Origin of the sequence: Streptomyces sp. NPDC006296 (genome assembly GCF_040613235.1) — a bacterium.
Classification (GTDB): domain Bacteria; phylum Actinomycetota; class Actinomycetes; order Streptomycetales; family Streptomycetaceae; genus Streptomyces.
Genome location: NZ_JBEXRT010000004.1, coordinates 178,718 through 200,214 on the forward strand (window position 1 = coordinate 178,718; position 21,497 = coordinate 200,214).

Consider the following 21,497-nt stretch of genomic DNA (forward strand, 5'->3'; position numbering starts at 1 on the left):
GGCGGGTGTTCCAGCGGTAGAGGGTCCAGGCGCGTCGGCAGGCAGCGGACCGTGATGACGGTGCGGGGATCCGGCCAATGGCTTCGGGTCAGGTCCGCTTGCGGCTCGCGATCTCCTCGGAGAGCCGCTGCACGTGGGCGGGGTCCGCGTCCCGGACAAGGGCGACGTAGTGGTCCCTGACGGCCGGCCGGTAGCGCACGGGCAACGTCTGTCCTGGGGCGAGTCGGGTGAGCTCGGTGATCGTGAGGTCTTCGTCTGCGATACCGCGGAACGAGCGGCCGCCGGCGGTCTCCACGTCGAATATCAAGACTACGCGCGGGTTGCTGTTGACCTCCCGCCAGTCGACGAGAACGCCGAGCGCAAGCGCCCCCGTACGCAGTTCCGCATTGCGCTGCCGTGCATCACTGCTCAGGAGTGGGTTCGGGGCGACGCCCGGGAAATCGGGCCCGACACCGAGCGATTCCCGACTCAGGTCGGGCCTGAGCTGCGCCATCACATCGTTGAGCTTCTTCTGCGAACTGAACATCCTGACCCCTCCCTCACGCCGGTGCCGGAATCTCGGCCGGGTACTTCGCACTCCGCGCGATTGCACGAGCGTCCGGCAGTAGGTGCTGGCAACAGAGCAGGCACGGTTCACCCGATCATGGAGTTCTCTACACTTCATGATCACCGAGGGATCCGTACGTGCCGTCCCACCATGCATTCTCGACCCGATCCGCGACCAGTTGCTCGCGCTCCTGCCCGTGCGCGAAAACCGGCACCCGCTGGGCTGTCACCACCCCCGGATCAGCGACGCCGTCGTCTTCGAACCGGCTGGTGCAGGTCCTGGTCTTCGGCTGCGGATACGAACGCGCCGCCGAGGGAACACCGCTCGGCCACCACCGTGCGCCGACGGCTGCACCACCAAGGCGCCCTCGGCGGTGAATGCGCCAGGAAGAGCCCGGTCGACCGTGCCGAACTCGGTCTGACAAGCTCGCAGTTGACCGATGGCACCGGCATCCCCCTGGTCACCGGGCCGACACCGGCCAACGTCCGCGACCACACCCTGCTGCCCGCCGCCCTCGACCGCTTCACCGCCCTCGAACAGGCCCTCGGACCGCTGCCGGAGCATCCACATCCCGCCCTGGCCGCCGGCCACGGCCACGGCCACGGCCACCGGATCGTCCACAACGACCCGGCCGGCCGCAGGATCGATGCCCGTACCGCCCCGCGCGGCGCGAAGACCCCGATCCAGACCGGCGGCCGGTGGGTCGTCGAGTGCACGTGCTCCTGGATGAACCACTTCGGTAAGCTCCGACGCTGCACCGAACGCCGGAGAAGGGCCGTCGAGTTCTTCCTCGCCCTGGCCGGACTCCGCCTGGCGGGGGTCTTTCCCTGGTCCTCGCGGTGATCCGAACGAGACGGACCGGGGACGCACTCCGACAGCGCTGCGGGGAGTCAGTGCGGGTCGTCCCAGCCGGGGACGGTCGTGGTCGGTATGCCCTCTTCAGCCCACAGCCGGAGCACGTTGGGGTTGTCGTCCCACGCGTGGACCGGCCGGTACTTCCGCCGGATCGAGGCGAGGATGTCCCGCTTCACTTCGTAGTCCGGGCGCATGTCCCGCGCGGCTCGCATCCACATGCCGTCCGAGGGGACCTCGTGGAGAGCGAGCCACATCGCCGTGTGGTGCCGGTACCGGGTGCTGCGGGCCGTGACGATGAGTACGGCGGTGCCCGCGGTGTGGGCCTCGCGGGCCGCTTCCACGACGTGCGCGTGGGGAGGGCACGAGGCCGAGGCGGTGTGGAAGGCGTGGAAGGCGCCCGGGCCGTCGAGGAGGTGGCGGACGGCCCGCACGTCGCACAGCGTGCCGTCCATGTCGAAGATCACGGCGTCCTGCACGACCGGCTTCCCCCCTCGGGCGGCCCTCCGTCGACCGGGATGCGGCGGAGCGGCGCCCCCAGTGTCGCAGGCGGGCTCGGGGCGGCGGCCGTCGCCGTACGGCCGGGAACCGCACGGGGCCTGGCCCTGGCGAACGGCCCGGATCGCGGAACGGGTGCGGGCCCTGCCGGGGAACCGGGCTCAGTACACATCGCGGACGTACCGCTTGTCGGCGGTGAGTTGCTTGACGTACGCGGCGGCAGCGTCCTCCTGGAGTCCGCCGTGGGCGACGACGATGTCCCGCAGGGCCCGGTCCACGTCCTTGGCCATGCGGGAGGCGTCTCCGCAGACGTAGAAGTGGGCGCCTTCCTGGAGCCAGGACCACAGCTGGGCGCCGTGCTCCCGCATCCGGTCCTGGACGTAGAGCTTGGCGCGCTGATCCCGGGAGAAGGCCGTGTCCAGCCGGGTCAGGGTGCCGTCACGGCGCAGGGCGTCGAGTTCCTCGCGGTAGTAGAAGTCGGTGGCGCTGCGCTGCTCGCCGAAGAACAGCCAGTTCGGGGCCCGGTGACCGAGGGCCCGCCGCTCGTCGAGGAATCCGACGAACGGGGCCACGCCCGTGCCCGGACCGACCATGACCATGGGGGTGGCGGCGTCGGACGGCGGGCGGAAGTGCGGGGCGCGCTGCACGAACACGGGGACGGGGCTGCCCGCTTCGGCGTCGGCGAGGAAGGTGGAGGCCACCCCCTTGCGGACGGCGCCGTAGCGGTTCTCGTAGCGGACGACGGAGACGGTGAGGCTGACCAGGCCGGGGTCGGTGAGGGGGCTGGAGGATATGGAGTAGAGCCTCGGCCGCAGGCGTGTGAGCGCGCCGGCCCACTCGGCGGCGGTGGCCCGGGCGGGATGGTCCGCGAGCAGGTCGACGGCCTGCCGGCCCCAGGTGTACTGGGCCAGTTCGCCCTTGTTGCCGGGGCGCAGGAGCTTCCTGAGCGTGCGGTCGTGGGTGCGTTCGGCGACCAGGCGCAGCAGTGCGGGGGTGATCCGGGCGATGTCCAGGTGGCGGTGCAGGGCTTCACCCAGGGGTACCCGCCCGGCCCCGGTCACGTCGACGGGGTCCTCGGGGTCGAGTCCGGTGACGGCGAGCCATTCCGCCACGAGCCGGGGGCAGTTGCGTGCCTCCACACCGAGTGCGTCGCCGGCCTCGTACGAGAGCGGGACGGGGCTGTCGTGCGTGTCGAAGGTGAACCGGCGCACCTCCTTGGTCGCGCCGGGAAGGCTGAGCAACCGGTTGCCGACGAGCCGCCCGGTCGCCGTGGGGTTCGCACGCGCCCCGAGGGAGGGCGTCTCGGTGTCGGACGGATCGGACGGGCCGGCGGGGGCGGCCGGGGCAGCGGCGGCGGGTGGGGCCCCGTCGGCGGACGGGACCACGGGGGCGGACGGTCCGTCGGCATCGGCCGGGACCGCCGGTGGGCCGGCCGGGGCGGACGGGGCTGCCGGGGTGTCCAGTGCGGCGAAGACCTGGTCGAGCCACCGCCCGGCCGGCTCCTCGTAGTCCGGTTCGCAGTCCGTGCGCGGGACGAGCCGGACGGCGCCCAGTTCGCCGAAGCGTGCGTCGAGGCGCCTGCCGTGCCCGCAGAAGTCGTCGTACGAGGAGTCCCCGAGGGCGAGCACGGCGTAGCGCACTCCGTCGAGCCGGGGCGTGTCGGACGTGTTGAGCGACTCCCAGAACCCGGAACCGTTGTCCGGGGCCTCCCCGTCGCCGAACGTGCTGGTGACGACGAGCAGATCGGCGGTGCGCGGGAGGCTCTCCGGGAGGCTTTCGTCCATCCCGAGCAGGGTCGCCGTGCGCCCTTCCGCGGTGAGCCGCCGGGCGGCCGACGCGGCGACCTCCTCGGCGTTCCCGGTCTGAGACGCCCACAGGACGAGCACCTGCCGCCCGGGAGCGGGGTCGTCCCCCGCTTCCGTGCGCGCCTGATCCGCGTCGGCGGGCGTACGGGAGAACATGCCGGCCAGCACCCCGTCGACCCACAGGGCACGGTCCGGTGCGAAGGGTGCGGTGGACGGCAGTACGGGCGTCCCGGCGGGCCGGGCCCCGAGTCCCGCGAGGAAGCCCGCCAGATAGCGCCGCTCGTGCTCGGCGAGGACGGGCGGTGCCGTGTCCGCGATCCCGAACACCCCGGCGAGGGCGGCGAGCGGGGTGCCGACCGCCGCCGAGGCGTTCGCGTCTGCCGGGGCGGTGAGGTCCGCAGCGGGCGGCGGGGCGGTGAGGTCCGCAGGGGGCGGCGGGGCGGTGAGGTCCGCAGCGGGCGGCGGGGCGGCGGGTACGGCCGCGACCTTCGCCAGTGTCACGGCGCAGACCTTGAACTCGGGCTGGAGGGACACCGGGTCGACGGCGTCGTGGGTGACCGCGTTGACGCTGAGGTACTCGCCGTAGAGGTCGTTCCAGTGGAACGGCGCGAAGCAGTTCCCTGGCCGCACCCGGTCGGTCACGACGGCCGGCAGCACGGCCCGGCCGCGCCGTGAGGCGACCTCGACCTGGTCGCCCTCCGCGAGCGACAGGGCCGCCGCGTCCCGCGGGTTGATCTCGACGAAGGGGCCGGGGTTCAGCCGGCCGAGCGCGGGGACCTTCCCGGTCTTCGTCAGGGTGTGCCACTGGTGCGGCACACGGCCGGTGTTGAGGACGAAGGGGAAGTCGTCGTCGGGCATCTCGGCCGGGGGCATGTGCGGGCGGCCGAAGAACACGGCCCGGCCGCTCGCCGTGGGGAAGGCGAGCCGGGGCACGCTCCCGTCGGGGCGTACGGTCAGGGTCTGGCTGACCCCGTCGTTGAGGTAGCGGACCGGGTTGCGGTCGGGGCCGTCGGGCGTGGCGCTGGGCCACTGGACGGAGGTGCGGCGGAGCCGGTCGTAGGTGACTCCGCGCAGGTCGTACCCGGTCCTCGGATTGTGGGCGCGCCGGATCTCCTCGAAGATCTCCTCGGCGTCGGCGTAGCGGAAGCCCTCCTCGTACCCCATGGCGCAGGCGATCTCCGCGATGATCCGCCAGTCCGGCCAGGCCTCGCCCGGCGGATCGACGGCCCGGGTGGCCAGGGTGAGGTTCCGCTCCGAGTTGATCATGACGCCCTCGGCCTCGCCCCACAGTGCGGCGGGCAGCGCGACATCGGCGTAGGCCTGGGTCTCGGTGTCGGCGAACACGTCCTGGGTGACGACGAACTCGGCCGCCTCCAGGCCCTCGATGACGGTCCGGCGGTTGGCCACCGACGCCACCGGGTTGGTGCAGATGATCCAGCAGGCCTTGATCCGGCCGTCCGCCATCTGCCGGAACATGTCGACGGTCCCGGCGCCCGCCGCGTCGGTGCGCAACGTCCCCGGTTCGACGCCCCAGAGCTCCTCGGTGTGCGCACGGTCGGCGTCGGACTGCAGCACGCGCTGGCCGGGGAGGCCGGGGCCCATGTAGCCCATCTCCCGGCCGCCCATGGCGTTGGGCTGCCCGGTCAGCGAGAACGGGCCGCTGCCCGGGCGGCAGATGGCCCCGGTGGCAAGGTGCAGATTGATCAGGGCGTTGGTGTTCCAGGTGCCGTGGGTGCTCTGGTTGAGTCCCATGGTCCAGCAGCTCATCCACTCGCCCGCCTCCCCGATCCACCGGGCGGCGAGGCGGATGTCCGCCTCCGGGACGCCGGTGATCTCCGCGACCGACGCGGGCGGGTAGTCCCGCAGGAAGCCGGGCATCGCCTCCCAGCCCTCGGTGTGTTCGGCGATGAACTCCGGATCGGTGTGGCCGTTCTCGACGAGGAGGTGCAGGAGGCCGTTGAGCAGGGCCAGGTCGGTGCCGGGGCGCAGTTGCAGGAAGAGGTCGGCCTTGTCGGCCGTGGCGGTGCGCCGGGGATCGACCACGATGAGCTTCGCGCCGGCCTTCACCCGTTCCATGAGGCGCAGGAAGAGGACGGGGTGACAGTCCGCCATGTTCGAGCCGGTCACCAGGAAGGTGTCGGCGTGCGCGAAGTCCTCGTAGGAGCCGGGCGGGCCGTCGGCGCCGAGGGAGAGCTTGTAGCCGCTGCCCGCACCGGCCATGCAGAGCCGCGAGTTGGACTCGATCCAGCTCGTACGGACGAAGCCTTTGGCCAGCTTGTTGGCGAGGTACTGCGCCTCCAGCGTCATCTGCCCGGAGACGTAGAGGGCGAGCGCGTCGGGCCCGTGCTCGTCCACGATCGCGCGGAGCCGGCGCGCCGTCCGCGCCACGGCCGCCTCCATCGGCACCGGTGCGGGTGCCCGGCTGCGGTCCGCCCGCACCAGCGGCGTCGTCAGCCGGCCGGGGGCGGCGAGCATCTCGGCGCTGGTGACCCCCTTGGTGCAGAGCCGCCCGCCGTTCGCGGGGTGCGCCTTGTCACCGGTGGCCTTCAGGACCGTACGCCGCCCGTCGGGTCCCCTGCCGATGTCGAGGACCATCCCGCAGCCGACCCCGCAGTACGAGCAGACCGTCCGCACGCGGGCAGGGGTGTCCGGCTGCGGATTCGCCACGGTCATGGACGGCCTTTCCTGGGGAGCACGGATGGCGCGACGGTACGGAACGCCCGTTTCCCGGGTGTCACACCGGACGATCGACCGTGGTTACGTCCGCTGCACAGCCGTCCGTGTACGCCGGTGAGGCCCGTCCGCGCCCGGTCGGATCATATGCGCGGTCCGGAACGGCCCCGTCCGCGGCCAGGAGTTCCCCACCGATCCGCACGGCGACGGGGCGGGGCGACGGCGGACGGGAGGGGCGACGGGCCGGACGGCAGAGGCAGGACGGCAGAGGCAGAACGGCGGCGGGGTCGGACAGCAGGGGGCCGGTCGTCGGTCGGCGGTCGGCGGTCGTCGGTCGTCGGACAGGCGACGACGACCGGGCGGTGGCGCGGTCCGGGCGTGTAGGACACGGGTGGAGGAGTGCGTTCCGGTGTGCCCGGCACGCCCCCTGTGCGCTGCTGATCTTCTGGACCACACTGGGGGCCGGGCACGGGACCGGCGAGGAGGAGGCGTATGCCGAAGCGGGTCGGGCCGGTTCCGGCCGGTCGGGCGGACGAGGACGGCGCACGGCTGCACGAGCGGCTGCTGCGCACGCGCACCGGTCGTGCCGTCGCGGCACTCTGCGCGGGTGCCCTGCCGGCCCTGACGTTTCCGACGCCGTCGCTCTGGTGGCTCGCCTACGTCGCCCTGGTGCCCTGGCTGCTGCTGATCCGTTCGGCGGGTACCTCACGCCGTGCGGCGGCCGACGGTTGGCTCGGCGGCATGGGCTTCATGATCGCCGTGCACCACTGGCTGCTGCCGAGTCTCCACGTCTTCATCGTGGTGCTCGGCGCGCTGCTCGGGCTGCTCTGGGCGCCGTGGGGCCTGCTCGTGGCCCGGCTGCTCGGCGGCTCGCCGTCCGCCCTGCGTTCCGTGACCGCCGTGGCCGTGGTGCCGTCCGGGTGGCTGATGATCGAGCTGGTGCGCTCCTGGGACGCGCTGGGCGGGCCCTGGGGACTGCTGGGCGCCAGCCAGTGGGACGTGGCGCCCGCGCTGCGCGTCGCCTCGGTGGGAGGCGTGTGGCTGGTCAGTCTGGGAGTGGTGGCGGTGAACACGGCGGTCGCCCTGCTGCTGGCGGCGCCGACGGCCCGCAGGGCGGCGACCGCGTCCCTGGTGGCGGTCGCGGTGGGCGCGTGGGCCGCGGCGATCTGGGCGCCCCGGCCCGAGGAGGTCCGCTCCGTGCGGGTGGCCGTCGTGCAGCCGGGTGTGGTCGAGGGCCCCGGCAGTGTCGAGCGCCGGTTCGCGCGCAGCGAGGAGCTCACCCGCACCCTCGCGGGCCGGGGCGTGGACCTGGTGGTGTGGGGCGAGAGCAGCGTGGGCGTCGACCTGTCCCGGAGCCCGGGGACCGCGGACCGGGTCGCGGCACTCTCCCGGCTGGTCGGGGCCGATGTGCTGGTCAACATGGACGCCCGGCGCACGATCGGCCCCGGACGGACAGGGATCTTCAAGTCCGCGGTGCTGGTGGGACCGGAGGGGCTGACCGGGCAGCGCTACGACAAGATGCGGCTGGTGCCGTTCGGCGAGTACATCCCCGTCCGCCCGTTGCTGGGCTGGGCGACCTCGGTGGGCAAGGCGGCGGGCGAGGACCGGCTGCGCGGCACCCACCCCGTGGTGATGCACCTGCCGGACGGGCTGCGGATCGGCCCGCTGGTGTGCTTCGAGACGGCGTTCCCCGACATGAGCCGTCATCTGGCCAGGGACGGGGCGCAGATGCTGGTGGCGCAGTCGTCCACCTCGACGTTCCAGCACAGCTGGGCGCCCGCGCAGCACGCCTCGCTCGGGGCGCTGCGGGCGGCGGAGACGGGCCTGCCCATGGTGCACGCCACGCTCACGGGCGTGAGCGCGGTGTACGGCCCGCTGGGCGAACGGGTGGGGCCCCAGCTCGGCACCGGCGACAGCCGGGCCGCCGTGTACGACGTACCGCTCGCCCGTGGCACCACCCTGTTCGTGCGACTGGGCGCCTGGCCGGTCTACGGGGCGATGGCGGTGCTGGCCGTCTGCCTCGGTGCGGTGGGGCTGCGGTCCCTCAGGAGGCCTGCTCCGCGGCCTCCCGGACCACCCGCTCGCACAGCCGGTGGGTCTCCAGGGCGTCCCGGGCGCTGAGGAGTTCCCCGGAGCGCACCGCGTCCAGGAAGGACAGGACGCTCTGCTCGATCCCGCGCTGGCGTGCGACGGGCACCCAGTCGCCGCGCCGGCGCAGGGTGGGCTGCCCCTTGTGGTCGATGACGTCCGCGAGGTTGAGGACCTGGCGCTTGGTGTCCTGACCCGACACTTCGAGGATCTCCTCCGTCGATCCGTTGAGCCGGTTCATCATGCCGATCGCGGTGAACCCGTCGCCGGACAGCTGGAGCACCACGTGGTGCATGAGGCCTTCGGCGATCCGGGCCCGCACGACTACGCTCGACACCGGCCCGGGCACCAGGAAGCGCAGGGTGTCGACGACGTGGATGAAGTCGTCGAGCACCATGGTGCGCGGGTCCTCGGGCAGCCCCACCCGGTTCTTCTGCAGGAGGATCAGCTCGCGCGGGTGGTCGGCGCACTGCGCGTACGACGGGGCGAGCCTGCGGTTGAACCCGACGGCGAGCGACACCCGGCGCTCCTCGGCACGGGCCACCAGGCGCTCGGAGTCGGCGAGTTCGTACGCGAGGGGCTTGTCGACGTAGGTCGGGACGCCGGCGTCCAGCAGCCGGCCCACGATCTCCGCGTGGGCGGCGGTCGGGGCGTGGACGAACGCGGCGTCCATCCCCCGGGCCAGCAGCGAGTCGAGGTCCTCGTGGCACTGCTCCGCGGGAATGCGGTGCGCGGCGGCCACCGCGGCGAGGGTGGCCGGGGTACGGGTCTGGAGGTGCGGCTCGACCCCGGGCAGGGTCGTCAGTACCGGCAGGTACGCCTTCTGCGCGATGTCGCCGAGCCCGATGCAGCCGACCTTCACGAGGTTCTCCCTGTCGCCCTTGGCCAGGGCCGTGTCGTGGTCGCGTGCTCCGCCCTTCCCTGGTCCCGGCAGCATACGTGCGCCGCGGAGGCCGCCGGTCGCGGGCGCACGCCGAGGGCCGACGGGGTGCGGCCGGCCGGTGGTTCCGCGGACCGCCGGTCGCGGGGCCCGTCGAAGGCCGGAGGCCCGGCCGGGCGCCGGACGTACCGGGCCGCTGCGGGGACACCCGGCGCCGGCGGCGGACGAGGGCACCGGGCGAAACCACTGGTGCCGGTGATCACGGGTGCGCGACGATGCCCCCATGACGACAGACGAACGTCCCGTCCCCGCCCTCGACGCCGCCGAGCGCACGATGCTGGAGGGGTGGCTGGACTACCACCGCGCCACCCTCGCCATGAAGTGCGCCGGCCTCACCGACGCCCAGTTGCGGGAGGCGTCCGTGCCTCCGTCGGAATTCACCCTGCTCGGTCTGGTGCGCCATATGGCGGAGAACGAACGCGGCTGGTTCCGCGAGGTGCTGGCCGGTGAGGAACTGGCGCCGCTCTACGGGACGGACGAGGACCCGGACGGGGAGTTCCACCTCACCGAGGAGGACACCTGGGAGGAGGCCAGGGCCACCTGGGAGGCGGAGATCGAGGCCGCCCGGGCGAACGCCGCGCAGCACGGACTCGACGCCCTGTCCGTCGGCGTCGGCAAGGCGGGCAGGCCGTTCAGCCTGCGCTGGATCTACACGCACATGATCGAGGAGTACGCCCGCCACAACGGCCACGCCGACCTCGTCCGGGAGCGGATCGACGGCGCGACCGGCGCCTGACGGACCGGACCGCGGCGGCCCCGGGCCCGGGTCACCGGCCCGGCCGGCCCCCGGGGAAGCGCGTCCGCGTCATCCGTCGGTCTCGCTCCCCCGCAGGCGCAGCTCCATGCGCCCGATGGCGGCCCGGACCCCTCCGCCGTATCCGTCCTCCTCCAGCGCGTCGACGGCGTCCCAGGCACGGTCGAGGTGGATCCGGGCCGCGTCGAAGTGCTGCAGCTTCAGATAGCTGCCCGCCAGATTGAGGTGGAGGGACGGGACCAGGGCCCGCACGGCGGTCGAGTCCCGGTGCTCCGCGCCCGGGACCGTGCCCGCGCCGGTCAGGCCCTCCGCCGCCGTCAGTGCCCTGAGGTCCCAGGCCAGCCCGTCCCCGGGATCGTCCTGGGTGCCCGCCATGTAGTGGGCGAGGGTGCAGCGGTGCAGGGCGTCCCCGCGCTCGCCGATCTCGGACCAGAGAATGCCGAAGCGGTTGCGGGCCTCCTCCCGGTCCCCGGCGTGGAGCAGCATGACCGCCTGGCCGATCCTCGTCATGACGACGTCCCCCGGCTCTTCCCGCCGCTCCACCGCAGAGGTCTCCCCTGATCACCGCCGGCCTGTTCCGGTCGCTCAGACGCTAACGGCTGTCGCGTCGTCCCTGGTGGATCAGCGCGCGGCATCGGATGCGGTGCCGCGCGGTGCCTGTGGTCGCGCGGCGCCCCCTCCGCCCGGCGAGCACACACACCGGACGCCGCCCGGACCCCTCCTCCGGGCGGACGCCGCGCCCGCCCCCACCGCCGGGTAGTGCCCCGCAGCCATCGACGACGGGCTCGGGCGCGGCGGCTCGGGCCTTCGGACGGCCCGCCGGGAGCCCGCTCAGGCGCGGGCGCCGGCCTTCGGGCGGGCCTGCGACGGGAGACCCAGGTCCGGGATGCGCCAGTCGATCGGCTCGTGGCCCTGCGCGGCGACGGCCGCGTCGATCTGCGTGAAGGGCCGGGAGCCGAACCACTTCTTGGCGGACAGCGGCGAGGGGTGCGCACCCTTGACCACCACATGACGGTCCTGGTCGATCAGCGGGATCTTCTTCTGGGCGTAGTTGCCCCAGAGGACGAAGACCGCCGGGTCGGGGCGCTCGGCGACGGCACGGATCACCGCGTCCGTGACCTTCTCCCAGCCCTTGGCCTTGTGGGAGTTCGCCTCGCCGCCGCGGACCGTCAGCACCGCGTTGAGCAGCAGGACGCCCTGCTCGGCCCACGGCATCAGATATCCGTTGTCCGGGACGGGCAGGCCGAGCTCGTCGTTCATCTCCTTGTAGATGTTGCGCAGCGAGGGCGGCGTCTTGACGCCGGGCAGGACCGAGAAGCACAGGCCGTGCCCCTGGCCCTCGCCGTGATACGGATCCTGGCCGAGGACGAGCACCTTCACCCGGTCGTAGGGTGTGGCCTCCAGCGCGGCGAAGACCTGCTCGCGCGGCGGATACACCGGCCCCCTGGCCCGCTCCTCCTCGACGAAGTCAGTGAGCTCCTTGAAGTAGGGCTTCTGCAGCTCGTCGCCGAGGACGCCGCGCCAGGACTCGGGCAGCAGGTCGGTGTCGGTCACGTCCACAACCTCCGGTAAGCAATCGGTTCTTGCTCACAGAACCTACCGGGCACCACTGACAACCGGCCTCCGAGCCCGTCGGGCCCCGCTCCTGCCCGTCCGGCCCTGCTCTGCGGCCCCCGTCCCGGCCGTGCTCCGCCGCTCCGCCTCCGGACGACGGCCGGAGATCGGGCCGCAGCCTGTGCCGGCGGGGACGGGGGCAGTCTGCCGACGGGGACGGGGCAGTCTGCCGACAGGGACGGGGCAGTCTGCCGACGGGGACGGAACGACACGGTCCGCAGGGCTCCGCGGTCCGGGCGCGGTGGAGGCCGCGCACGCTCCGCGACCGGCCGTGGGACCGCGGTGCGCGCAGCACCGTGCCCCGCCGGTCCGACATACGGGACCGGCGGGGCACGTGAGGTGATCGAGGTAGGGCCGGAGCGGGCCCGGTCAGCCCACGCCCGCGTTCAGGAAGATGCCGCCGTCGATCACGAGCGTCTGCCCCGTGATCCAGTCCGACTGCTCCGAGGTGAGGAACGCCGCCGCACCGCCGATGTCCTGCGGGACACCAAGCCGGCGCAGCGGATACGCGGCCGCCGCCTCGGCCTCTCGGCCCTCGTACAGCGCCTCGGCGAACTTGGTCTTCACCACGGCCGGAGCGATCGTGTTGACCCGTACGACCGGCGCGAACTCGTGCGCCAGCTGGAGGCTCAGGTTGACCATGGCGGCCTTGCTCATGCCGTACGCGCCGATGAACGGGGACGCGGAGACACCCGCGACCGAGGCGATGTTGACGATCGTCCCGCCGTTCTCCCGCTGCCACGCCTTCCAGGTCTGCTGGGCGAAACCGAGCGCCGAGATCACGTTGGTCTCGTAGACCTTGCGGGCCACGTTGAGGTCGAGCTCGGCCATCGGTCCGAAGACGGGGTTGGTCCCCGCGTTGTTGACCAGGTGGTCGACCCGTCCGAACGCCTCCATGGCGCGCTCGACGGCGGCGGCCTGGTGCGCCTCGTCGTGCGCCTTGCCCGCGATGCCGACCGCACGGTCGGCGCCGAGCCTCTCGACGGCCTCCTTCAGGGCGTCCTCCCCGCGGCCCGTGATGACGACCCGGTCGCCCCGGGCCACGAACGCCTCGGCGATCCCGTAGCCGATGCCCCGGCTCGCACCCGTGATGAGCGCGACCTTGCCACTGTCCTGCGCAGTCATGGTGTCCGTTGTCCTTCCGGGGTCAGTTGAGCGGTCCGCCGGCGACGTACATGACCTGCCCGGACACGAAGCCCGCCGCGTCCCCCGTGAAGAACGCGATGGCGTTGGCGATGTCCTCGGGGTGCCCGACGCGCTGCACGGGGATCTGCGTGGCGGCGGCGGCCTGGAAGTCCTCGAAGCCCATGCCGACCCGGGCCGCGGTCTGGGCGGTCATCTCGGTGACGATGAATCCGGGGGCGACGGCGTTGGCGGTCACACCGAACTTGCCGAGCTCCTTGGCGAGCGTCTTGGTGAAGCCCTGGAGACCGGCCTTGACGGCGGAGTAGTTGGCCTGGCCCCGGTTGCCGAGCGCCGAGGAGGAGGAGAGCGAGACGATCCGGCCGAACTTGGCCTCCACCATGTGCGACTGGACGGCCTTGGCCATCAGGAACGCACCCTTGAGGTGGACGTTCATCACGAGGTCCCAGTCGGACTCGCTCATCTTGAACAGCAGGTTGTCACGGAGCACGCCCGCGTTGTTGACCAGGATCGTCGGTGCGCCGAGCTCGGCGGCCACCCGTGCCACGGCGGCCTCCACCTGAGCGCCGTCCGACACGTCACAGCCGACGGCCAGAGCCCTGCCCCCGGCGGCGGTGATCTTCTCGACCGTGTCCTTGCACGCCGCCTCGTCGAGGTCGAGTACGGCGACGGCGCGGCCCTCGGCCGCCAGGCGTACGGCGGTGGCGGCGCCGATGCCCCGTGCCGCTCCCGTCACGATGGCGACGCGCTGCTCGGTGGTGGACATGCTTGGTTCTCCTCGCCCTTGGATCGCGGCTCAGCGGACGTCAGGAAGTTCCCGATGACTGAGCAACCGCTTAGTACCTTCAGCAGACGAGACGCTAGAAGCCCTGGCACCCGGTGTCAACGGCCCACGGGGGCGCGGGCGCATGTCACACCGGACGGCGCCGTGACCGCGGATGGCGCGGACGGCGCCGCCGGTGCCGGGATCAGCGCACCAGCAGGTCGAGCAACCGCTCGATCTCGGCCTCGGGGTCCAGGGTGAGTCCGCTGTGCACGGTCCCCGGCTGGACGACCGTGGAGCGCGGGGCGATCAGCCAGCGGAAGCGGCGGCCGGGATCGTCACCGGCCGCCTGGCCCGCCGCCTCACCGCCGCCGCAGACCCCCTCGACCGCACGCAGCGCGGCCCGTACACCCGTCACGTCGGCCTGCGGGTCCAGGGCCATGAGCTTGCGCTCGTCGAGGTGCGTGCGCGCCGCGACGAAGGACTTCGCCCGGCAGTAGACCAGCACACCCGCGTTGAAGCACTCCCCGCGTTCGACCCGGGGCACGACGCGCAGGACCGCGTATTCGAAGACGTCGCGCTCGCTCATCGCTCGCCGCCCTCGCTCCGCTTGCCGGAGTCCGCCCGGGCGGCACGGTCGCCGTCGGTGGAACCGGACCGCGGGGCCAGACGGTCCGCGAGCCAGCCGGGGGCCCGGGAGGGCTGCGGCTTCGTGGGCTCCCCCACCGAGATCCGCTCGTGGATGCTCCCGGCGCGCGCCAGCAACGGCTCCACATAGGCCCGTCGCAGCAGGTCCGTCGTCTCGAACCCCGGCTCGCCGGCCAGCCACGCGTCCGGCACCTCGGCGGCGACCTCGGTGAGCAGCTCCTCGGTGACGAGCGGGGCGAGCTCGGCGGCGGCAGCCGCGATGTCGGGACCGAACGGCGCGAGGACGTGGTCGGAGGCGTTGTAGGGCTTCGCCGCGGAGGCCTGCGCGCCCGGCCAGTTGTGGTGCCAGATCATGGTGGCCCCGTGGTCGATCAGCCAGAGGTCCCCGTGCCAGACCAGCATGTTGGGGTTCCGCCACGAGCGGTCCACGTTGTTGATCAGCGCGTCGAACCAGACGACCCGGCCGGCCTCGGCCGGATCCACCTGGTAGGCCAGCGGATCGAAGCCGAGCGAGCCCGGCAGGTAGTCCATGCCGAGGTTGAGCCCCCCGCTCGCCTTGAGCAGCTCCTGCACCTCCTGGTCCGGCTCAGCCAGACCGATGACGGGGTCGAGCTGCATGGTCACCAGCTCCGGCACCCGCAGTCCGAGCCTCCGGCCGAGCTCGCCGCAGATGACCTCCGCGACCAGGGTCTTGCGCCCCTGCCCCGCCCCGGTGAACTTCATGACGTACGTCCCCAGGTCGTCGGCCTCGACGATCCCGGGGAGCGAGCCACCCTCCCGCAGGGGTGTGACATAGCGGGTCGCTACGACCTCTTGCAACACTTTCTCAGGTCACCCATCTCTTCAACCTTGCAATCCACGGACAGCTTCTCTGGAGCGTAGACCGGTAACCCGGGTCAATAGCGCTGGGGAGAATCTGGGGAGTTTCGACCAGCAAGCTGATCTCCCGCGCTCCCCAAGCAGACCGTCGAGGGTGCCGCGTCCCTTGCTGCCGGCCTCCGGCATGAAGTGAGCATAGTAACCAAGAGTGATCGCAGGCGAGGAGTGCCCGAGCCACCGAGCCAGGGTCACGACGGACTCTCCGGCTTCCAACATGATCGAGGCGTAGGTGTGCCGAAGCACATGGAAGCCGTCTTTCGGAGCCGCCGCCCGCTGCCAGGCTTTCGCCCCCTCGGCGCGCGGCGGGACGATGCCCGCCTTGGCCAGAGCGGGCTTCCAGGTATAGGTGTTCCATGTGTTCACCGCGACAGCGTTGCCGAGGCGCGTGGTGAGTAGCAGGGAGAACTTCTTCCTCCCTCCCTCCGGCTTCACCCACGGCAGCTCCGCTTCCATTCGTACAGCGCGACCGCATCCGCCTTGAACTGCGGCGGATAGTCCTTCATCACCACGAGATGTCCGTTCTCAGATCCTCAGGATCCAGTGTCTCGTGTGTTCAACATCCGGGGTCAAGGCCCGACCCTTTGAAGACAGACCCTGGGGCGTGTGTCGAATGTCAGACCCGCCCTGCTCACGCTACCTCCCCGTCCTCACCAGCCAGGAATGGATGCAGCAGCGCGAGCAGGGCATGCGGCCGGTGCAGCGGGATGATGTGGCCGCAGTCTTCGATGACGTGTCCGGTGAGATTGTCGGTGACCGATCGGAGTTGGCTTTCCAGCGCGGGACCGACGGGCCGGGCGCCCAGCGCCATTGTGGGCACCTTCAGGCGGGCAGTAGCGACCGCCTGCTCGATCTGCGCCGCGCTCTCGGGCAAGGCCCGGTAGTACGAGAACGCAGAGCTCAGCGCCTGACGGCCGGTGTATGCGCGGACGAACGCGTCCCGGAGGGCGGGGCGCACGCCGTCGCCGAGCGTACCGGCGTTCAAAAACCAGTCGACGTATGCAGCCTCGTGGCCTTCCAGCACGGTCTCGGCGAGGCCGGGCGCGGCAGAGTGGAAGCCGAACCACCACGGCGGCCCGTCGGCGAGGAAGTCCTCGGCGCCGGGCAGCTTGCCCAGCAGGGACTCCATGACGACCAGGCGCCGGACGAGGCCGGGGCGGCGCAGAGCGAGGAGGAAGGCCGGCGCTGTGCCTGCGTCGATGCCCACCACAGCGGCGCAGGACACGCCGAGCGCGGTGAGTAGCGCCGCAGCGTCCTCGGCCAGGGTGCCCGCGTCGTATCCGGAGGCAGGCCGACTGCTCGCGCCGAACCCGCGCAGGTCCGGTGCGATGACACGGTAGCGGCCGGACAGGTCGGCCATGACATCGGTCCACAGCTCCCAGGTATGTGGGAAGCCGTGCAGCAGGAGAACAGCCGGGCCTGAACCGGAGAGGGCGACGTTCAGTTCGACACCGTTAGCGAGGACGCGTCGCAGCTCGGGCATGGAAGGACTCCAGGTGCTGGTGAGTGATGGTGACCACGTCACGCTAGGGAACTATCCTGGTCTGCCCAAGACGGCACTTTCCATTCAGGTGGTGAGCCCCAGGTGACCACGTCACGGCCCGGCGAACGTGACCTACGACCCGGTGAGCGCGGGGACCTGCTGAATCCGCTTTGCCCGACCCGCCAGTTACTCGACCGTATAGGCACCAAGTGGACGTCGATGGCGGTCAAGGTACTGGCCGAGGAGGAGGCTCCGGGAGAGATTCGTTTCGCTGACCTGCGGCGCCGAATCCCGGGCATTTCACAGAAGATGCTGTCCGTCACCCTGCACAGCCTGGTCCACGATGGTTTGGTCGCACGCCGCGTGGAACCCACCGTGCCGCCCTCCGTCCACTACCGGCTGACCGAGCTCGGTCTGTCCCTCGAAGGGCCTCTCTCCGCTCTGCGGGTCTGGGCCGAGACGCACATGCCGGAGATCAACCGCAGCAACCAGCTCGCCGACGAGCCACCCGCTCATCACTGACGGTTGATTCGTGATGTTGTCGAAGACTCACGTCCTCGTCTTGATGGCGAGGGGAATATCTGCATCTCCTGACACCTTGTTGGTGATCATGCGCATCTTCCGTACCTACGCCCGGGCCTACGCCGGGGATCTGGATGCGGTGCTGGCACCGCTCACCACGGTTACGGGTGAGCCGATCAGCACCCGATTCACCATGCCGAACGGCCTGGAGTTGGCAACCGTCGGCCGCGTTTTGGTGGTGGCGGGCGACGAGCGAGTACTGGAGTCCTACAAGGCGACAGTGGCCACGCTCATCATCGATGACCTCGACGGGTGCCAGGCACTGCTCAACAGGACCGGAGCGCAGATCGTGCGCGGGCCGCAGGCCGTTCCCACCGGCAGGAACCTGACCGCGAAGCTGCCAGGTGACGTCCAGATCGAATACGTAGAATGGGACGACGCCCAGTGGGAACGTGCCGGAGGCCGACCAACCTAGAGGCTCTCCGCCCTGAGTCCGGTGCCGGCAAGGCATCCGTCCACGAGAGCGGGCCGGTACTGGATCTACCGGAGCCCTTGTCGAAGAGTGCGCATTGGAAGTCATCTCATTTGGCCTGGCCGGCAGCTGTCCAGGGCCATACAGGCGTTGGGGGGGCTGGGTTAGGCTCTCGACGGCAACCGGCAGACACCTGAGGGCATCTGGCGGTGCCGTTGCTCGCCTGCGTCCGCCGCAGCGAATGCGCTTCTCGCTGCGGATGCGGGCGCGTTCTCGGCGCTCGGCGGCCAGGACGTCGCGGTGGCGGGCGTTGGCGTTGCGCCAGCGCAGGTAGGCGTGCAGGGCCCGGGTCTGCACCGGGTGGTTGGGTGGTTCGAGTTGGCGATGGTGAACTGCCGGAGCGGCCCGAAGTGGGCCGCCATGGGATCGGCCCAGAACGCGTAGGTGGGGGTGAAGCACAGCTCGACTCGGTGCCTCTTGGCCCAGGCCCGGATTTTGGCGCCCTTGTGAGCGGACAGGTTGTCCATGATCACGTAGATCGGGGCGCCGTCCGGGCGGGCTGCACGGATCGACCTGAGCGCGGCCAGAGTGTTCGAGGCGCCCTTCCTGCTGCGGTTGGCGCCCCGCAGGGTGTCGTCGCCGATCGAGCAGCAGCCGTGGAGGTACCGGACGTCGTGGGTGCGGTGGTAGGTCGCCGGGTGCCGTTCGGGGTGACCGGAGGTGGCCCAACCCGAACCGCCGGTGGGCCGGATCCCGAGCGGCCCGAACTCGTCGACGGCGAAAACCCGGTCCGTGAACTGCTCCAGGACGTGCTCGATGCGGTCGAGTGTGGCGTCGCGCTCGGGTACGGGGAGACTTTCCGGGTCTTGGTGCGCTGGAAGGTGACGCCGCGTCGGGCGAGCAGGCACCGTAACGCCTCGCGGCCGATGCGAATCACCCGCCCGTGCACGCGGTGCAGGTGAGCGACGAGCTTGCGGATGGACCAGCGAGTGAAGGGCTGGCCACGCTTGGCCGGTCGGGTGGTGGCCGTCGCGACGACGAAATCCTCGTCGTCAGGGCTGAGCTGGCGGGGACGACCTCCCGCCCACCGAGGGTCCGAGCAGGCCAGACCGATCTCGTTGAACCGATGGATCACATCGCGCACCGTGCCCTCATCAGCCGCTACCAACTGAGCGATGACCGGGACTCGGTTCCCGCCAGCCGAGGTCCAGCCGAGGTGCGTACGGCGGGTTGAGGACGACGTCGCTGAGCCGAGCGTCCTGGACGGCCCATCCGGTGCCGCACTCCGCACGCACCTCGGCGGCCGATCACCCCGCACGACGGGCAGTACGAGCGGACCGAGGCGGGACCTGCACCCTCGGTCCCGCCCCATGACCGAGTCTCGGCCCGCCCCGGAACGGTTCGCTGATACACGGTCGGCGTAGTGGGCCGTGCGTCACCTCCTCCACGGGCTCAGCATTGCTGCACCGGGCAACGACTCAAGAGGTGCTCATGCAGGCGAACCATCTCGTTCACGGGCAGGATCTGGCGCAGCGACGCGTCGGCCCGCTGTCTTCGGTTCTCGTCGCCGCTGTCTGCCTCGCGGTCGGTCAGTTCGTCGGGTGGCTGACGCTCCGGGGCACGGGCTTCGACGGCGACTCCCCCGCCGGCCAGATCGTTGCCTGCCTGGCAGGCTTCACACCCACCCTGGCTCTGCTCGCGCTGTGGGTGACAGTGCTCGAACGCAGACCGTTCTCCACTCTCGGCTTCCGGCCCGACGGACGACTGCGGAAGGCGGTGCTGGGTGCGATCACCGCAGTCGGGTTCCTCCTGCTGCTCTCCGCCGCCGGTAACGCGGTACGGACGGGCAGCGGTGAGGGCGAGGGCGGCAGCAGCTCTGTGGCACTGGGCGGCGGACTCCTGCTCCTGACGGCCTACCTGGTGCAGGCGTCCACCGAGGAGATCGTGTTCCGGGGCTTCCTGCTGCCCAAGCTCACCGCGCGCCGGGGCGCGGCCGTCGGGGTGCTCGGCAGCTCCGCGTTGTTCGCCTGCGCACACATGATCAACCGCAACGCCCCGATGACGTATATCGCGATGACTCTGCTTCTCGGTATCGCGCTCGCCCTGTGGGCCCTGGCCGACGGGGCGCTGTGGCGTACCTGTGCGTTCCATTCGGTGTGGAACTGGCTGCCGAACTTCCTGAACGCCGGTTCGGAGGGGTCACCGGCCGAGTCCACGACGGAGACCACGATCGTGTCGCTCCTCGTGCTCGCTGTCGTCGTGCTCGCCGCACTGTGGAGTTACCGCCGCAGTCTCAGGAGCGACCGGTGGCCCGACCTTCGGGAGGAACAGTCCGATACCGGGAACAACCTGGGAGCGACCTGACGGACCGTAAGCGCTGCTTCGGCCGCACCGGCCGTGCCGACGCCGGACATCGATCGAGGCGATGACGCTCCGCAGCACGCGGAAACCCGCCTTCGGTGCGGCCGCCCACTGCCGGGGTCTTCCTCACCGGGGGCGCCCCATGTCAGGGCGGTCGGTCGGCGAAACCGGCCGCCGACACATCAAGAGCCTTGGCCTCTTCAGCCGTCACCGTCGAGAAGGTGGTCCAGACCCTCGATCGTGTGCCACACGTCCAGCTCATCCATGCTGAGGCTGTGCACGGCGGCGCGCTCCGCGAGCTCGTCGGCTCATGTGCACGCTGACCGGCAACTGCTCGCGCTGGATCTCCGGCTCGCTGCGCGTCCGGTGGATCGCTGTCGGCACCCCGCGCTCCTCGGGAGTGTGAGCCTTCTTACAATCCTGCACAAAACGGTCTCACCGTGACGCGGGCCATTTCATCCGGCGCGCGTTCTGTCTACCTTCACGGGGAAGATCCCCTTTGTCGACGACGGGCGAGGCCTACCCGATCATGTTCCACCCGCGATCCATGCCGCGCCCGAAGGTCCCGGCCGGGCTCCGCGTCAGCCGCGCCCGTACGCTCCTCGTCTCGGTGGCGCCCCTCCTCTCCCTCGGCGTGCTGCACACCACAGGCACGGTCGCCGCACCCGCACCGCCGGCGCAGCACCCTGCCGGGGCCGGTGCGCACGCGTCCGTGCAGCCCCGGGAGACGGCGCGGGTGAGCGCGGCGGTGGTCGGCCTGGACGGCGGGAGCCGGAAGCCGGTGCTGTACGGCGCGGACACCCGGTACGACACCGCCAGCATCGTCAAGGTCGACGTGCTCGCGGCTCTGCTGCTGCGGGCCCAGGACGCGGGCCGGCCCCTCTCCGCCCAGGAGCGCGCCCTGGCCGAACCGATGATCAGGAAGAGCGACAACGCGGCGGCCAACGCCCTGTGGCGCACGATAGGCCGGGCACCGGGTCTGGAGGCGGCCAACAAGCGCCTGGGGCTGACCTCGACCCAGGGTGGTGAGGGCACGCGGTGGGGCCTGACGCGGACCACGGCGAGCGACCAGATCAGGCTTCTGCTCTCCGTGTTCGACGACACCGCCGCGGCGAAGGCCCGTTCACCGCTGAACGACGCCTCGCGCACCTACATCCGGACCCTGATGAGCCGTGTCGCGAGCGACCAGACCTGGGGTGTGTCCTCGGCCTCGGGCGCCGCGTACGAGCTGAAGAACGGCTGGCTGCAGCGCACCGCGTCCGGCCTGTGGGACGTCAACAGCGTCGGGCGGATCACGGTGGACGGACACCGCTATCTGGTCACCGTGCTGTCGGAGGGCAGCACGACGATGAGCGACGGCGTCTCCCTGGTGGAGCGGACCGCCCGGCAGGCGGTGAGCGCGACCGCGCACGCCTGACCGGCGGACGCGCTCACCCCCGGGCGCCCCGGTCACCGGCC

18 protein-coding genes and 2 pseudogenes are annotated in these 21,497 nt (G+C 71.5%); 7 read left to right on the forward strand and 13 right to left on the reverse strand.

Features of this window, described 5'->3' with window-relative positions; translation table 11 throughout:
* Positions 1-88 precede the first annotated feature (88 nt).
* Positions 89-526 carry a hypothetical protein gene (locus ABZ172_RS04525; RefSeq protein ID WP_356880114.1) on the reverse strand — a complete coding sequence of 146 codons (438 nt, stop codon included), beginning with the start codon at positions 524-526 and terminating at the stop codon, positions 89-91.
* A 136-nt stretch (positions 527-662) separates the two neighbouring features.
* Between ABZ172_RS04525 and ABZ172_RS04530 the strand changes: the two are divergent.
* Positions 663-1,348 (forward strand): annotated as a pseudogene (locus tag ABZ172_RS04530) (IS5/IS1182 family transposase); the annotation flags it as partial.
* Positions 1,349-1,437: 89 nt separating this feature from the next.
* Here the strand turns inward: ABZ172_RS04530 and ABZ172_RS04535 are convergent.
* Both ABZ172_RS04535 and ABZ172_RS04540 read right to left on the reverse strand, forming a co-directional pair.
* Positions 1,438-1,878 carry a hypothetical protein gene (locus ABZ172_RS04535; RefSeq protein ID WP_356880116.1) on the reverse strand — a complete coding sequence of 147 codons (441 nt, stop codon included), beginning with the start codon at positions 1,876-1,878 and terminating at the stop codon, positions 1,438-1,440.
* Positions 1,879-2,058: 180 nt separating this feature from the next.
* The gene (locus tag ABZ172_RS04540) at positions 2,059-6,375 is read right to left on the reverse strand and encodes a bifunctional nitrate reductase/sulfite reductase flavoprotein subunit alpha (RefSeq protein WP_356880118.1); all 4,317 of its coding nucleotides are present in this window, start codon (positions 6,373-6,375) and stop codon (positions 2,059-2,061) included.
* A 492-nt stretch (positions 6,376-6,867) separates the two neighbouring features.
* Between ABZ172_RS04540 and lnt the strand changes: the two genes are divergently transcribed.
* The gene (gene lnt / locus ABZ172_RS04545; RefSeq protein ID WP_356880120.1) at positions 6,868-8,496 is read left to right on the forward strand and encodes an apolipoprotein N-acyltransferase; all 1,629 of its coding nucleotides are present in this window, start codon (positions 6,868-6,870) and stop codon (positions 8,494-8,496) included.
* On the opposite strand, the gene ABZ172_RS04550 is transcribed toward lnt, so the two are convergent.
* Positions 8,420-9,325: a Gfo/Idh/MocA family oxidoreductase gene (locus ABZ172_RS04550; RefSeq protein ID WP_356880235.1), complete on the reverse strand. Its 906-nt coding sequence runs from the start codon at positions 9,323-9,325 to the stop codon at positions 8,420-8,422. The two genes, lnt and ABZ172_RS04550, sit on opposite strands and share 77 nt — an antisense overlap.
* Before the next feature lie 301 nt (positions 9,326-9,626).
* On the opposite strand from ABZ172_RS04550, the gene ABZ172_RS04555 reads away from it, so the two are divergent.
* Positions 9,627-10,139, forward strand: a complete 513-nt coding sequence (locus ABZ172_RS04555) for a DinB family protein (protein ID WP_356880122.1) — start codon at positions 9,627-9,629, stop codon at positions 10,137-10,139.
* 69 nt (positions 10,140-10,208) lie between these two features.
* Here the strand turns inward: ABZ172_RS04555 and ABZ172_RS04560 are convergent, their stop codons facing one another.
* From ABZ172_RS04560 to ABZ172_RS04595, 8 genes are all read right to left on the reverse strand, one after another.
* Positions 10,209-10,700 (reverse strand): hypothetical protein, encoded by a 492-nt coding sequence (locus tag ABZ172_RS04560; RefSeq protein ID WP_356880124.1) that lies wholly within the window; start codon positions 10,698-10,700, stop codon positions 10,209-10,211.
* A 288-nt stretch (positions 10,701-10,988) separates the two neighbouring features.
* The gene (locus tag ABZ172_RS04565; RefSeq protein ID WP_356880126.1) at positions 10,989-11,711 is read right to left on the reverse strand and encodes a uracil-DNA glycosylase; all 723 of its coding nucleotides are present in this window, start codon (positions 11,709-11,711) and stop codon (positions 10,989-10,991) included.
* 429 nt (positions 11,712-12,140) lie between these two features.
* Positions 12,141-12,896 carry an SDR family oxidoreductase gene (locus ABZ172_RS04570; RefSeq protein ID WP_356880128.1) on the reverse strand — a complete coding sequence of 252 codons (756 nt, stop codon included), beginning with the start codon at positions 12,894-12,896 and terminating at the stop codon, positions 12,141-12,143.
* Positions 12,897-12,918: 22 nt separating this feature from the next.
* Positions 12,919-13,680, reverse strand: a complete 762-nt coding sequence (fabG, locus tag ABZ172_RS04575; RefSeq protein WP_356880130.1) for a 3-oxoacyl-ACP reductase FabG — start codon at positions 13,678-13,680, stop codon at positions 12,919-12,921.
* A 202-nt stretch (positions 13,681-13,882) separates the two neighbouring features.
* Complete coding sequence (locus ABZ172_RS04580; protein ID WP_356880132.1) at positions 13,883-14,266, reverse strand: DUF3037 domain-containing protein; 384 nt, start codon at positions 14,264-14,266, stop codon at positions 13,883-13,885.
* A complete protein-coding gene (locus ABZ172_RS04585; protein ID WP_356880134.1) occupies positions 14,263-15,147 on the reverse strand; it encodes a HipA family kinase in 885 nt (294 codons plus the stop codon). Before ABZ172_RS04585 ends, ABZ172_RS04580 begins: the two co-directional genes overlap by 4 nt.
* 21 nt (positions 15,148-15,168) lie before the next feature.
* Positions 15,169-15,657: a tyrosine-type recombinase/integrase gene (locus tag ABZ172_RS04590; protein ID WP_356880136.1), complete on the reverse strand. Its 489-nt coding sequence runs from the start codon at positions 15,655-15,657 to the stop codon at positions 15,169-15,171.
* A 175-nt stretch (positions 15,658-15,832) separates the two neighbouring features.
* Positions 15,833-16,684 carry an alpha/beta hydrolase gene (locus ABZ172_RS04595; protein ID WP_356880138.1) on the reverse strand — a complete coding sequence of 284 codons (852 nt, stop codon included), beginning with the start codon at positions 16,682-16,684 and terminating at the stop codon, positions 15,833-15,835.
* A 102-nt stretch (positions 16,685-16,786) separates the two neighbouring features.
* Here ABZ172_RS04595 and ABZ172_RS04600 point away from each other — a divergent pair, with 102 nt between their 5' ends.
* On the forward strand, positions 16,787-17,206 hold the full coding sequence (locus ABZ172_RS04600; protein WP_356880140.1) for a helix-turn-helix domain-containing protein: 420 nt from the start codon (positions 16,787-16,789) through the stop codon (positions 17,204-17,206).
* 13 nt (positions 17,207-17,219) lie between these two features.
* A complete protein-coding gene (locus ABZ172_RS04605) occupies positions 17,220-17,681 on the forward strand; it encodes a hypothetical protein (RefSeq protein ID WP_356880237.1) in 462 nt (153 codons plus the stop codon).
* A gap of 222 nt (positions 17,682-17,903) precedes the next feature.
* Here ABZ172_RS04605 and ABZ172_RS04610 read toward each other — a convergent pair.
* Positions 17,904-18,855, reverse strand: a pseudogene (locus tag ABZ172_RS04610) (IS630 family transposase); the annotation flags it as partial.
* A 314-nt stretch (positions 18,856-19,169) separates the two neighbouring features.
* On the opposite strand from ABZ172_RS04610, the gene ABZ172_RS04615 reads away from it, so the two are divergent.
* Together ABZ172_RS04615 and ABZ172_RS04620 are read left to right on the forward strand one after the other, a co-directional pair.
* On the forward strand, positions 19,170-20,042 hold the full coding sequence (locus ABZ172_RS04615; RefSeq protein WP_356880142.1) for a type II CAAX endopeptidase family protein: 873 nt from the start codon (positions 19,170-19,172) through the stop codon (positions 20,040-20,042).
* A 496-nt stretch (positions 20,043-20,538) separates the two neighbouring features.
* Positions 20,539-21,456: a serine hydrolase gene (locus ABZ172_RS04620; protein WP_356880144.1), complete on the forward strand. Its 918-nt coding sequence runs from the start codon at positions 20,539-20,541 to the stop codon at positions 21,454-21,456.
* Positions 21,457-21,497: the final 41 nt, after the last annotated feature.

Bases quoted from the DNA above. Each gene is read 5' to 3' on its own strand.
- ABZ172_RS04525 (WP_356880114.1), bottom strand. From the start codon at position 526: ATGTTCAGTTCGCAGAAGAAGCTCAACGATGTGATGGCGCAGCTCAGG.
- ABZ172_RS04540 (WP_356880118.1), bottom strand. From the start codon at position 6,375: ATGACCGTGGCGAATCCGCAGCCGGACACCCCTGCCCGCGTGCGGACG.
- lnt (WP_356880120.1), top strand. From the start codon at position 6,868: ATGCCGAAGCGGGTCGGGCCGGTTCCGGCCGGTCGGGCGGACGAGGAC.
- ABZ172_RS04555 (WP_356880122.1), top strand. From the start codon at position 9,627: ATGACGACAGACGAACGTCCCGTCCCCGCCCTCGACGCCGCCGAGCGC.
- ABZ172_RS04570 (WP_356880128.1), bottom strand. From the start codon at position 12,896: ATGACTGCGCAGGACAGTGGCAAGGTCGCGCTCATCACGGGTGCGAGC.
- fabG (WP_356880130.1), bottom strand. From the start codon at position 13,680: ATGTCCACCACCGAGCAGCGCGTCGCCATCGTGACGGGAGCGGCACGG.
- ABZ172_RS04580 (WP_356880132.1), bottom strand. From the start codon at position 14,266: ATGAGCGAGCGCGACGTCTTCGAATACGCGGTCCTGCGCGTCGTGCCC.
- ABZ172_RS04590 (WP_356880136.1), bottom strand. From the start codon at position 15,657: ATGGAAGCGGAGCTGCCGTGGGTGAAGCCGGAGGGAGGGAGGAAGAAG.
- ABZ172_RS04595 (WP_356880138.1), bottom strand. From the start codon at position 16,684: ATGCCCGAGCTGCGACGCGTCCTCGCTAACGGTGTCGAACTGAACGTC.
- ABZ172_RS04605 (WP_356880237.1), top strand. From the start codon at position 17,220: ATGTTGTCGAAGACTCACGTCCTCGTCTTGATGGCGAGGGGAATATCT.
- ABZ172_RS04615 (WP_356880142.1), top strand. From the start codon at position 19,170: ATGCAGGCGAACCATCTCGTTCACGGGCAGGATCTGGCGCAGCGACGC.